We start from the raw sequence: 13,184 nt of genomic DNA on the forward strand, positions 1-13,184 counted from the left end.
TCCCGACTCATGGATACAGCTTCGCCTCAACAATCTCCGGCTCCGGCTCCCCTGAGGCGACGATAAGCTTCTTCAACTCCTCGCGAAGCTCCGCCGCCTTGGCCCGATACTCTTTTCGTCCGGCAAGGTTCACCAGCTCATGCGGATCGTTGCGCTGATCGTACATCTGGTACTCATGATAATTATTGCTCGTGGCCGCACGCACGCCGGTGGGATCGGCAACGCAATAAGTCCACTCCCTGGTGCGGATCGTCCTTCCCGTCATCGATTCGCTGATCTGGATCAGCTCCTTGTTCGGCCACGCCTCTCTTGCCTTGGCATCGTTCAGCAGTGGCAGAATGCTCCTGCCCTTCATCGACTCCGGCACCTTCACACCCGCAGCATCGAGCAGCGTCGGAGCCACATTGATGATGCCGAACAGCTCCGGTATCTGCTGCGCGCCCTCAAATCCCGGCCCCTGAATAATCAGCGGGATGCGAACCGAGCTATTGTGCGTGCTGCGTTTGTACTCCTCATTGCGCGTCATGAAGTGGCACCCATGATCGCTGATGAAGACAAAGATCGTATCGTCCGCAAGGTTCTCCTCTTCCAGAACTTTCCTGAGCCTACCCACCGAAGCATCGATGCTCTCGCACGCGCCATAGTAGTCCGGAAGCTGCTGATGCCAGTCGCCCGGCTGCTCGCGCAGGTCGGCAGGAACCGTCGCATTGATAAACCGCTCCGCCGAACCCTTCGGCCCAACCATGCGATTCCAGTCATTCTGCTGATGCGGCTCAAGCTGCGAGACAAACAGGAAAAATGGCTTCTCCTGCTTCTGTCGCAAGAACCGCTCGGCACGGTCGGTAATAAAGTCGACGCGATACTGGTCCTTGAAGGTGATCTCTTTCCCATCGCCATCAAAGATGCTTCCCTCATAAGGATGGGTCGTATGCTCCAGCGCATTCGCGCCCTCCCAAAAATCGAGGAAGCCTCCACGATACTCCGGCTTCACATAGCCGGGGCCGCCGCCATCCGCGGCCTTTGACGGCGCGAGATGCCATTTGCCAATCAGGTTCGAGGTATAACCTGCTTTACGCAATTCTCCGGCGAGCGTTGGCAGTTCAGTGCTCAATGCCGGGCCATTGTGCCATACGTTCGTCTCAGTGGCATACCTGCCGGTCATCAGCACCGAGCGCGCCGGAGCGCACACTGGCTGGTTGGTCACGGCATGGGTGAAGTTCTTTCCATGCGCCGCCAATGCGTCCAGATTCGGCGTGTTCGTAGAGCCGTTCAATCCATTCGCACCAACAAAGTCCCAGCGAAACTGGTCGGAGAGATACAGAATAATATTCGGCTTCCGCTTCCCTGCCCGCTCATTCCCTTGCGCTCCGCTATCGGATTTCGCACCAGCGGGTAAAGCTGCGGCTACGCCTGCCTGGGCCGCGGCAGCCGCCGTCCCCAAAAGAAAATTCCGTCGATTGACTGACAATATTGACTCCTCTTACTTACTCGTTGCCTTGTATGAGCTTCTATCAGAAGTAGTACTTAAGACTAAATTGCAGCTCTCTCGGATCGTTTGGGTTATCGCGCGTCGAACTGATCTGCGCGAACGTATTGGGCGTGGTAAATACGAGATTGCCCGGCTGCCCGAAGTTCGGTGTGTTGGTCAGGTTGAACGCCTCGGCGCGAAACTCGAAGTAACTCTCCGCCGTCGTATTGAACCGCCGCAGCACCGAGAAATCCACTCGCCGATAAGGAGGCCCGCTCACCTGCGTTGGACTTCCCCCCAGCGCCGCAATTGTTGCCGAAGTTGTGGTTGCAGCAGCCGGATTGGCAAACGCCGCCGGATTCAAGAACTGTGTCGCATTATGGCTTCCTGCATAGGGATTCTGTCCCGGCACCTTGAGCGCATTGCAACCGAGACCCGCAGTCGTGGTCGTGGTGCAGGCAACCGTCAGTGGCTGGCCATCCTCAGCAGCGAAGATCCAGTTCGCCGACCATCCTCCAGCCACCCACGAGGCAACCCCAGTATTCAACCAGCGCTGGTTCCTTCCGAAGGGAAGCTGATAGGTGCCGCTTACATGCACGAGGTTCCGCACATCGATATCGCACAGCCCATAGTCTGCATTGATGCCCACTCCCGGAACATAAGGAGCGCGATAGCTTCCAATATTGTTATCCAGCATGTCGCGTGCGTTGCCAAGGCACTTCGACCAGGTATAGTTGGCCAGCAAACTAAAGCCGGATGAGAACCTGTGTTCCAGATTCACCTGCAGGCTGTTGTAGTTCGTCTGTCCGGAGCGTGCAATGAAACTTCCGCCCGCAGCAAAGTCAGGGAAGAAAGAGGCGGCTTTAACATTGACGCTAGGCGGCAGAATACTGGCGACGGTATTCGTATTCTGTGTGCCCTGTATATGCCTCGCTCCCGTACCCACATAGCCAAGCTCAACAAGCGTGCTCTGCGTTACCTGATATTGAACCTGCAAGTTATAAGCCTGCGCATAAGAAGACTTCGCATGTTGCGGCTCACCCAAAAGAGAAATGTTCGTAGAAGATGCTCCCGTCGCGGCGCTCAGGGGTACATTCAACAAACCATTCTGCAACGCCCCTATCGAGTTATCTGGAGTGAGCGGCGTAACAGCATTCACAGCAGAGCTACTCGTAGTGATCTGGAATGGGAAGTTGACATAGTTGCTGACGCTAAGCCCGTGGTTTTCGTTCCCTTGATAGAAGAGGCCATATCCTGCACGCACCACGACCTTCGGTGACACCTGATAGGCAAAGCCAAAGCGTGGAGCAAAGTTCGTTCTCTGCGCCAGCACCAGCGCGTTGCCCTGAACCGGCGTGAAGACGATGCCGTCTTTCGCCAGCAGGTTCTGAAATGCGACCGGAACACTGGCCACCTGCGAAGAAGGAATGTAGAACCTTGAAATTCCATCGGATGTTGAGCCTGTCTGTGCCGGCACAAAGTTCGCAAAGTGGCCATTGCTCTCTTCAGGCGCACCGATGAACTCCCACCGCAGTCCCATGTTCAACGTCAGATTGTGGAATACGCGCCAGTCGTCCTGTGCGTATGCACCGAAGTAAGGCCGCACCAGGTGATAAGCCGGTGGAAAGTTCGATGCACTCAATGTGTTCGCCCCACCAACATTATTAATTCCATTCGCAACAGTTGCTGCCTCAGGATTCAGAACAAACTGCGCGCGGTCGGTTGAAGCATCCGTCGAGTTCACCACCGAAGTAAAGATGCCGTTGCTAGTAAAGTTGCCACGCGAAGCAGTTGGCGTCAGCGTGGGCGCCGAAATGTGCTGGTACTCAGTACCCACCCTCAACTGGTTACGGCCACGGTCGATAGATAAATTCTCCGATACCTGAGCGATGTCGCTCGCTTTGTCGCTGGGCATCGTTCCAGCGGATCCGAGATTTGCAAGCTGTCCAAACGCGAAGAGTGGCAATCCTCCATTCGACGGAATCTGGGGAACGCCCGGAATTCCATACTGTGCCGGGATGCCCATCACATCGCCATCGTTCTGGCGGCGCTCATCAGCAACGCGGCTGTAGCCGGCACGCGCCTCCAGCACCAGCCGCGGAGTAAAGATGTGGGTCTCACTCAACGCAACATTCTGCGACTCCGTATGTCCCGACCCCGGACGCGAAGGACCGCCATCCGCCACTCCTTCAAAGGGGCTGGGCTGTATCTGGTCGTTATAGGAAAAGCTGTAGCGCACGAAAGCGGAATCCTTATCGCTGAACGAGTGATCAAGCCGGGTGTCGAAGCTATCAGCGTTGGTCACAGCCGACGGACTTGTTGTGTAGTTGTTCGTCAACCCGCTCGAAGTAGGCACAGGATAGAGATTGAGCAGTGCAATCGCACTCGAGTTCAGCCGCGCCGCAGGCAACTGGTTCAACTGCTGACTCACGCCACCGGTAAAGTTGGTCGCGCCTATCAGCGAACCGGAGTAAAAAGGATCGCGCACATAGCCGCTGCTGGTTGCCGCAATTCCTGTAACCGGATCGACATGGCCTGCGGTAATGGTTCGCGTCGTCGCCGGATCAAAGACCGTGCCACTGGGAAACACGCGGCCAAGCGCATCCGTCTTGGTCCCACTCTGTAACGAGATCAAGTCCTGCAGGTTAGTAAATCCGCTATTCCGTTCCGCAGCCGTAGGAACGGTCTCCGTATAGGTCTTGCCCTGCACGATGCGCGTGCCCTGATAGTCAACGAAGAAGAACGTTCGATTGTGGCCGTCATAAAGATGAGGGATCACGACGGGACCGCCAAACGTTCCACCAAATTGATTCTGTCGAAACTCAGGCTTACGCTGCGAGTTGAGAACGAAATAGTCCTTCGCATCAAAATAGTCGTTGCGCAGATACTCCCATAGATCTCCATGCAATCGGTTCGAGCCTGATTTGGTAGTCGCATTCAGCACAGCGCCCGCCGAATGGCCAAACTCGGCCGAATAGTTGCTCGTCTGCACCGTGAACTCGCGCAGCGCATCCGGCGGCGGCAGCACGGCAAACTGCGCCTGGTTCACAAGATCGGCAACGGCAACATTGTCGTCCATGCCATCAAGCAGATAGTCATTCTGCGTGCGTCGTGCGCCATTGGCTGTAAACGAACCGCTCGCCTGCAGGCCGCGATGATCGTTCTGCGCCATCGTCACCCCGGGAGATAACTGAGCAAGAAAGGTGGCGTTCCGTCCATTGAGAGGAAGATCGTTGATGCTCCGCTGATCGACCAACTGTTGAATGGAGGAGGTCTGCGTCTCGAGAATCGGTCCTTGGGATGTCACCTGAACACTCTGCGAAACGGAGCCGACCTCAAGCTTTGGATTGATCTCAAGCTTGCTCTGCACCGTCACCTGAATGTGCTTATGCACAATCGTCTTGAAGCCTTCCTTTTCTGTCGTCAGCGTGTAGGTGCCCAGCTTCAGCGGGCTGAAGCTGTAGCTTCCATCGCTGCCAGCCTGTTGCGTCTGCTTCAACCCGGTAGTCTCTTCCCGAATCGTAACCGTAGCTCCAGCGACGATAGCGCCAGAGGTATCTGAGACCGTACCTACAACCGCTCCCGTATCCACCTGCGCCACGGAAGTCCGCAACCCCAGCAGAATAAATGCAACCACCGCAATCAAGTACAGCCCACGGACACGAAGGTCCTGTTTCCAACTACGCTCACTGGCGCGATGCACGCGCTCAAATTGTTCCACCTGGCTGGCCATCCTGAATTCCTTTCACGTTATAGATCGATCATTGACAGAGAAGCCATCACTGCGGCCTCTTCTATTGCTGCGCGGACGGGATACAGGTCAACATCGTGCTTGATTGAAATAAGGGGACATATGCTTTTCTTGCGCACGGCGCATTGATACGCAACACCGGCACATCGATATCAATTTTTGGGGATTAAGGGTTCCTGGCGTCTACACAAAGGAACGGCACATCAATAGAAAAGTACCGCTATGCAGATTCAAACTCGAAGAGCTTGGCCTACAGAATTGCCCTACAGACACAACAACTCATACGCGGACAACAACAACCGCGGAGATCCATCGTCTTGTAGAAAGCAAGTGTCATGGAGCAGGCATTCCGGTCTCGGAATAGTTTGTAGATTAGCACAATCTACCCAAAAGTAAGAACAGGAGCCAGCGGCAGTCCAACCCTCAACTCAATGCAACCGATACGGCTGGTTTGGTGTCACAATCGGCTCCTCAACCTTCGGCGGAGCAATCGTAGTCGCACCCGCCAATCCCTTACCCGTCACGTTATTGGTGTTCAACAGCGTCCCACTGAATCCGGTGACGTTCACATTCCGAATCACCGCATCCTTCACATTGGCCAGGTAAATCCCCTTATCGCAGCTCCCCGTCACGTTCACCAGTGAGAAACCTTCCAGCGGCTTGTGCGGATGAATCCCTGTACCCTCCACAAGAATCGGACACTCCTTCACGCGAATATTCGAGAAGCGAAAATTCCTGATCGTAGGAATGCCCTCGTCGCTCGGCACTTGAAATTCATCACGAATCCCGCTTGCCAGAATATTGAATCGCAGAAATCCGCCCGTCATATCCGAAGCATCAAGATCGTCAGCAACAATATTCTCAACAAACGCTCCACGCCCCGGCCTGCTCTTGATATAAATCGCAAACGTCTTCGCTCGCGTGAACTTGCAGTGCTCGATCCTCACATCGCGAATTCCGCCCGACGTCTCGCTGCCTATGCCGATGCACGCAAAGATCGAGTCCGCAAACGTACAGTTTCGAATCACCACATCTTCCGTCGTCCGCAACATCGCATAGCCCTCAGCCCCGCGCCCCGACTTCAGCGAGATGCAATCGTCGCCCGTCGCAATGTCACAGCCATCGATAACGACATGCTTGCTCGAATCAATATCAATGCCATCGCCATTGCCACCCGTACTGCGAATCGTCAGCCCCTTGATAAAAATGTTCTCGCAGTTCGTCGGATGAATCGACCACATCAGATGATTGCTGGTCGAAAAATCCTCCAGCCGAATATCCTTACAATCAATAAATTCGATCAGCGCCGGATGCCGCAGCGGAGTCTCCTTACGCGGCCGTCCTCCCAGCGCAGGATTACCCACAATCTTTCCCGGGCCCACAATACCAATGCGGTTCGCGTCAATCGCATAGATCAGCGCAATGTGTCCCTGTATCCAGCGGCCCTCCCAGCGAACCTGCGCACCGGATAGTCATCGAAGTCAGGCGTACCCAGTAGCGTGGCGTCCTTCTCAAGACGCAACACAACGTTGCTGCGCAAAGCCAGCGCCCCAGTAACATAGTTCCCCTCAGGCACAACTACTTCGCCGCCGCCAAACACCCCGCAGCGATCGATCGCCTCCTGCAACGCCACTCTGTCGTTCGTTTTTCCATCGCCGGCCGCGCCATAGTCACGAACATTCAGCGTGACCTTGGGCGTATACGCAAAAGGCCTGCCGTCCCATCCATGCGCCTTGCCACCATGCTTTCCCGGCAACTCCGCCAAAGCACCGATCGCAGACATCGCAGGCAGCGCAAGCAAACTCTGTCCCGCCATCTTCAAAAAACTCCGGCGCTCAAACAAATGACTCGTCATCAAAACTCCTCAAAATCTTTCAGAAACTCACTAACTGCACGTCATCTCGACCGAAGCGAAGCGGAGTGGAGAGACCCCTGTATTTCGTTCTTGCTTTTGTCGTTGCCTGTTTTTCCAAACTCCAAAATCAAATTGGTCAGTCCAATATCGGGATGGCTGAAATTTTCGTTTGGCCAGACAACATCTGTCAAGGACAGCTCACCTCACCCACTCGTCTAGACTAGTAAAGACATGATTCCTACCCTCGAATGGCTCCCTACCGGCGTTAACTTCCTCGACCAGACCAAGCTCCCCCTCGAAGAGACCTACGTCCTCGCGACGGACTACAAGCAGGTCGCCACCGTCATCCGCGACATGATCGTCCGCGGAGCACCCGCCATCGGCGTCTCTGCCGCCATGGGCGTGGCCATCGGCGTCGACCGCAGCACAGCCACCACGCTGCCCGCACTCTCCGAAGAAGTCGCCGTCATTGCAAAGACCCTCGCCGAAACCCGCCCCACCGCGGTCAATCTCTTCTGGGCCATCCAGCGTATGCGCGACAAGTACAACGCCCTCGCCGCCGCCAACACCCCTATCCCCGAGATCAAGGCAGCCCTCATCGCCGAGGCCCAGCTCATGTACGACGAAGACATCGCTGCCTGCAAGCAGATGGGAGCACACGGGGCAGCGCTGCTCCCCCAGCAAGGCACCGTACTCACCCACTGCAACGCCGGAGCCCTCGCCACCTGCGGCTACGGCACCGCCCTCGGTGTCATCCGCGCCGCCGTCGAGCGCGGCCACAATATCGACGTCTTCGCCGACGAGACCCGCCCCTATCTACAAGGCGCACGTCTCACCGCATGGGAGCTGCTCCACGACAACATCCCCACCACCGTCCTCTGCGACAACATGGCCGGTGCGCTCATGCGCCAGGGCCGCATCCAGGCCGTCATCGTCGGTGCCGACCGCATCGCCGCCAACGGCGATACCGCCAACAAGATCGGCACCTACACCGTCGCCGTCCTCGCCAAAGAGCACAACATTCCCTTCTACGTGGCCGCTCCCCTCTCCACCATCGACCGCGCCACCGCTCACGGCGATCTCATCCCCATCGAGCAGCGCGCCGCCACCGAAGTCACCCACTCCAACGGCAAGCAGATGACGCCCAACGGAGCCGCCATTCAAAACCCAGCCTTCGACGTCACCCCCGCCAAGTACATCACCGCCATCATCACCGAGCACGGAGTCCTCCGTGCTCCCTACAACGACTCCATCCAGCAGATGGCCGACGAAGCCGCCTCCCAACTCACCACCGCCTAACTCTTACCAGAAATGCTCGGGTGCTCCATCCTTCGTGCCTTTGCGAAGGATGGGAGTGTAAACATTTCGTCCGGCACGTTCCGCCGTCGCTCCTCCTCCAGTAGAACTTCAACCCGCCCCTAAGCCAATCCGCCCCTCCATAGCCTATCCTTGGCTGTACCAATTTTTGAGTACAGCGTGAGACCCCAAATCCTCAACCCGCACAACCGTTCCCTCATTCGAGGCAACACACTCGTACTCGCAAGTTTCGCGGTGGCCTACCTGCTCTCCGGCTTCCCCAACGACCGAGCCAACCCATTCCTCGTCATTCCCGCCTGCATCGCCATCCTCGGCACCGCCGACACCTTCCGCTGCCTGCGACGCCAGCGGTGGGACCTTTACCAGGCAGGCATCCTGCTCTGTCTCTATATGGATCTCCTCTCCATCTGCCTCATCCTGTTCCTTCTCCTCTACCCCTACATGCTCTGGCTCACCGGCGAACACTAAGGGCAGACTTCCTTGCACTCTATTCAAAATGCTAAAATTCTCCCCTTGAAATAGTTTCTAAAATAAGGAGCAGCATGACCCGCATCACCCTCGCCGCATCAACCTTGGCCTTCGCCGCCCTCCTTCCCGCCGCACACGCTCAAAAGTTTCTCTGCGGAGCCAGCAAATCTGGCGAAACCACCCTCATCTCATCCTCCGCTTACACCGAAACCACCCCCGGCTTCGATCTCGAGACCGCCCCCGTCGTCTCCGCGAAGTCCTGCTCCAGCGACAAACCCTTCTTCTTCTCTGCCGCAGTCCCCGAAGGCAGCTACCGCGTCACCGTGGTCCTCGGCTCCAACAAAGCCTCCACCACCACCGTCTGGGCCGAAGCCCGCCGCCTCATGCTCGAAAAAATCCCCACCGGCGCCGGCGTCTCCACGAAGCACACCTTCGACGTCAACGTCCGCTACCCAGAGTTCACCGACGCCGTCGGCACCGTCCAGCACGTCCACCTCAAGCCCCGCGAGATCGGCAACATGGACTGGGACCACAAGCTCACCCTCGAATTCAACGGCGACAACCCCAGCGTCCGCAGCATCACTATCGAGCCCATCAAAAAAGAGCCCACCCTCTACATCACCGGAGACTCTACCGTCGTCGATCAGGACGTCGAGCCTTGGACGGCCTGGGGCCAGATTCTTCCCCGCTTCCTCCGTCCCGGCGTCGTCGTTGCCAACCACGCCGAATCCGGCGAGACCATCAAGAGTTTCGTCAGCGAGCGCCGCTTCGACAAGATCTTCACCCAGATCAAGCCCGGCGACTATCTCTTCATGCAGTTCACCCACAACGACCAGAAGATCGACCACCGTACCGGCCAGCCCGTCGTCCCCATCGACCAGTACAAAGCGCTGCTCATCGAATACATCGCCAAAGCCCGCGCCGCCGGAGCAACACCCGTCCTCGTCACCAGCATGAACCGCCGCACCTTCGATGCCTCCGGCCACATCACCAACTCACTCGCCGGATATCCCGATGCCATGCGCGAGGTCGCCCACCAGCAGCACGCCGCCCTCATCGACCTCAACGCCATGAGCAAGACGCTGTTCGAAGCCATGGGCCCCGAAGGCTCCGAGAAAGCCTTCATGCACTTCCCCGCCAACGCCTATCCCAACCAGACCAAGGCCATCAGCGACGACACCCACTTCAACAGCTACGGAGCCTACGAACTGGCGCGCTGCATCGTCGACGGCATCCGCCAGAACAATCTTCCACTCAAAAAATTCCTCACCAAAGATGCAGTCGAATTCAACCCCGCTCACCCCGACTCGCAGCCTGACTTCCACCTGCCTGCGACTCCGATCCCGGCCTCAACCCCCGACGTCATGAAGGTCCCGCAAGTCTGACCATCCAGCATTCACTCAACATCAAAACGAGGCGGCAACGCTAATCCAAGATTGCCATCGCCTCTGCACTCGCAGTTGCTTCTGCAGTTACCTCTGCACTTGCAATTACTTCTGCGGTTGCAATTGCTTCTAGGTACGCCAAGGCTTCAGCCTTGGCCTCTATCCCAACACAAATAACGGGGGCTTCAGCCCCTGGGGTATGCCTTCCTTAGCAAACTCCGAATCATGAGCTACTCCGCCAACAGCGCATCCACATCCACCGCAAAGACCGCTCGCTCGACCGCTCCCACATAGACCTTCGCCACGCGGCCATTCTTATCCAGAAGCATGGTCGTAGGCACAGCCTCTACCGTATCCGCCAACTGCGACATCGGCTCAGGAAACACAATCGGATAAGGCACCCGAAACTGCTCTGCAAACGACCGCACCTTCTCCCTGCTGCCAACATCCAGCGATAGCCCCACCACTGCCAATCCCTTCGGCTCCTCATCCTTAAAGAGCCGCACCAGCCCCGGAGTCTCTTCGCGGCAAGGCCCGCACCATGTAGCCCAAAGATTAATCAGCACCACCTGGCCGCGATGTTCCCGCAGTCTCCACGTTCCTCCATCCAGTTGCTCGAACTCCATATTCGGAGCCAGTTGCCGCTTCGCCACAGGCGTAAGACTGCCAGCCCTCACCGGACCATGCCGCAGCGTCATAAAGACTCCCAGCGCAGCCGCAGCTAAAAGAAACGCCGCCAGCCAGCCTCTCCGGCCCTCATCCATCTCATAGACTCCTGCGCCCATCATAGATACCTGCCACCGGATACACTTGCGGTTATCCTCACCACATGCACAGGCATCCAGCAAACCCGATCCACCACTACAAAGTTTTCCTGCTTGTGCTCGTCCTCTTTCTCTTCTCGCAATCCGGCCTCTCCTACTCCGTCCAGACCCACGAACAGCTCATCGACCTCACCTGGAAGCAGTCCATCCGCCCTTTGCTCCTCCAGCGCTTTCCCAACATGACTGAGGCCCAGCTCCACGAAGCCCACGCCTACGCCTACGGCGGCTGCGCCATTCAGGACCTCGGCTACTATCCCTTCGGCAAACCCTTCTTCAGCGACCTTACGCACTACGTCCGCCCTGGCGACTTCGTCCTCAGCCTCATCCATAATGCCCATAGCCCTGACGAGCTGGCCTTCGCCATCGGCACCCTATCCCACTACATCGGAGACACCATCGGCCACGGCCAGGCCGTCAACGAAGCCGTCGCCATCGAGTTTCCCAAGCTCGCAAAAAAATATGGCCCCGTCGTCACCTACGACGAGGGCGAGCACCCCCACGTCCGCACCGAGTTCGCCTTCGACGTCAACGAGATCAGCAAGCGCCGCTTCGCTCCCTCCGCCTACCTCCGCCACGTCGGCCTCGAGATCCCGGGCCCGCTTCTTCGCCGCGCTTTCTTTCAGACCTACGGCCTCGACCTTCCCAAACTTATCGGACGCAAACGCCCCGTCATGCGTGGCTATCGCTTCGCCGTCCGCAACTTTCTTCCCCGCATCGCCTACGCCGAAGTCATCCTGCACAGAAAAAGCTTCCCCGCCGACACGCCCGGTCCCGACTTCGACAAGCTCTCCAAAGACCTCGCCCAATCCGACTTCGAAAATGATTGGGATCAGTACCGCAAAAAGGCCGGCATCGGAACTTATATGCTGGCCGGAGTCATCTATATCCTGCCTCGAATCGGCCCACTCTCCGACGCCGCCATCCGCGTCCCCACCCCGCATACGCAAGACCTCTACGTTAAAAGCCTCAACGAATCCACCGAGACCCTGCGTCACGCCATCGCCAACTTCGACGCCATTGCTACCTTCGTCCCTAACCGCGACCTCGACACCGGAGCCGCGGTAAGGCCCGGCGGCTATCGCCTCACCGACGAGACTTACGCGCAGCTGCTCGCAGTCGTCACGCGCAATCAGTCGCAGCCCGTCCCCGCTGGCCTCAAGCAAAATATCGCGAACTACTACGCAGACCCCGCCGCTCCCATCTGCACCAAAAAAAATCGGCAGAAATGGGCACAGGTCCAGACTGAACTAAAACTCCTCGCCACCATGCCCACCACGCGGGAACCCCTCCCCACGCCAACTGTCGCCGAAGCCAACTAGCTGCAAATCATCACTCCTCCCAAATCCTGCATCAAACCAAAATGTAACCAGAGACGACCAAATGAAACCATCGACCCTTCTGAAATCCGCCCTGGCCTGTACCCTTCTCCTCCCCTTCGCCGGATGCCACTCCAAATCCGCACCCACGTCCGAGAATTTCCTTCAGGGGCTCAACAAGCACTACGTCGACCACCCCGACTGCCTGCTCGCCAACATCCATTTCCCCTACGAGACCACCGACCCCAAAGAGACTGCGCAGATGGACACGCTGGTTAAATCGCAACTCCTCGACAAGAGCGTTGAGATGGCCATCCATGTCAGCCGCTACACCGTCACCACCGTTGGCACTCGGTACGCACCAAGCTTCTGCTACGGCCACCGCGTCGCCAATACCATCGACAGCTTCACTCCACCCGCCGTCGCCAACGGCTTCAACGAGACCCAGGTGACCTACCACTACACCATGGAAGAGGTTCCCGTGTGGGCCAAATCCGCGAATGTCCTCAATGCCTTCCCATCCATGGCCGAGATCACCAGCGGCCACGCCACCGGCGTCGCCACGCTCGCCCAAACCCCCGTTGGCTGGCAAGTCCCCGACTAGCACTCTCCCACCACCCAACCAAGCTGTCACCCCAATCAAAGCGGGTGCCCCATGTCCGGACTTTCGGACATGGGTTTCACGACACCCACAGTTTGCGAGGGGGGACGCATAGCCGAGCGCCCCTCCACTCCCGCCACAGATTCCCCCTTAAAAATCCTCCCTTGAAACATTCTCTCAAATGAACTAACTTGGCTGC

General features: G+C 57.5%; 10 protein-coding genes. 5 read left to right on the forward strand and 5 right to left on the reverse strand.

Going from position 1 to position 13,184, the window contains the following annotated elements; all coding sequences use genetic code 11:
* Nucleotides 1-7: 7 nt before the first annotated feature.
* The 4 genes from GSQ81_RS02310 to GSQ81_RS19945 form a co-directional block, all read right to left on the reverse strand.
* Nucleotides 8-1,468 (reverse strand): sulfatase-like hydrolase/transferase, encoded by a 1,461-nt coding sequence (locus GSQ81_RS02310; RefSeq protein WP_158909116.1) that lies wholly within the window; start codon nucleotides 1,466-1,468, stop codon nucleotides 8-10.
* 43 nt (nucleotides 1,469-1,511) lie between these two features.
* Nucleotides 1,512-5,201, reverse strand: a complete 3,690-nt coding sequence (locus GSQ81_RS02315; protein WP_158909117.1) for a TonB-dependent receptor — start codon at nucleotides 5,199-5,201, stop codon at nucleotides 1,512-1,514.
* A 446-nt stretch (nucleotides 5,202-5,647) separates the two neighbouring features.
* The gene (locus tag GSQ81_RS02320; protein WP_254059943.1) at nucleotides 5,648-6,583 is read right to left on the reverse strand and encodes a glycoside hydrolase family 28 protein; all 936 of its coding nucleotides are present in this window, start codon (nucleotides 6,581-6,583) and stop codon (nucleotides 5,648-5,650) included.
* Nucleotides 6,584-6,633: 50 nt separating this feature from the next.
* A complete protein-coding gene (locus GSQ81_RS19945) occupies nucleotides 6,634-7,074 on the reverse strand; it encodes a glycosyl hydrolase family 28-related protein (RefSeq protein ID WP_254059944.1) in 441 nt (146 codons plus the stop codon).
* A 231-nt stretch (nucleotides 7,075-7,305) separates the two neighbouring features.
* Between GSQ81_RS19945 and mtnA the strand changes: the two genes are divergently transcribed.
* From mtnA to GSQ81_RS02335, 3 genes are all read left to right on the forward strand, one after another.
* Nucleotides 7,306-8,373, forward strand: coding sequence for an S-methyl-5-thioribose-1-phosphate isomerase (gene mtnA, locus GSQ81_RS02325; protein WP_158909118.1), 1,068 nt, complete (start codon nucleotides 7,306-7,308; stop codon nucleotides 8,371-8,373).
* Between the two features lie 177 nt (nucleotides 8,374-8,550).
* Nucleotides 8,551-8,859, forward strand: coding sequence for a permease (locus GSQ81_RS02330; RefSeq protein ID WP_254059945.1), 309 nt, complete (start codon nucleotides 8,551-8,553; stop codon nucleotides 8,857-8,859).
* A gap of 74 nt (nucleotides 8,860-8,933) precedes the next feature.
* The gene (locus GSQ81_RS02335; RefSeq protein ID WP_158909119.1) at nucleotides 8,934-10,244 is read left to right on the forward strand and encodes a rhamnogalacturonan acetylesterase; all 1,311 of its coding nucleotides are present in this window, start codon (nucleotides 8,934-8,936) and stop codon (nucleotides 10,242-10,244) included.
* A gap of 230 nt (nucleotides 10,245-10,474) precedes the next feature.
* Here the strand turns inward: GSQ81_RS02335 and GSQ81_RS02340 are convergent, their stop codons facing one another.
* Nucleotides 10,475-11,032 (reverse strand): TlpA disulfide reductase family protein, encoded by a 558-nt coding sequence (locus GSQ81_RS02340; RefSeq protein ID WP_158909120.1) that lies wholly within the window; start codon nucleotides 11,030-11,032, stop codon nucleotides 10,475-10,477.
* 41 nt (nucleotides 11,033-11,073) lie between these two features.
* Here GSQ81_RS02340 and GSQ81_RS02345 point away from each other — a divergent pair, with 41 nt between their 5' ends.
* On the forward strand, nucleotides 11,074-12,387 hold the full coding sequence (locus tag GSQ81_RS02345; protein WP_158909121.1) for a zinc dependent phospholipase C family protein: 1,314 nt from the start codon (nucleotides 11,074-11,076) through the stop codon (nucleotides 12,385-12,387).
* Nucleotides 12,388-12,448: 61 nt separating this feature from the next.
* Entirely contained in the window at nucleotides 12,449-12,988 is a 540-nt protein-coding gene (locus GSQ81_RS02350; protein WP_158909122.1) for a hypothetical protein, read from the forward strand.
* Nucleotides 12,989-13,184 lie beyond the last annotated feature (196 nt).

The sequence above is a fragment of the Granulicella sp. L56 genome, from assembly GCF_009765835.1.
In the GTDB taxonomy this organism is placed as follows: domain Bacteria; phylum Acidobacteriota; class Terriglobia; order Terriglobales; family Acidobacteriaceae; genus Edaphobacter.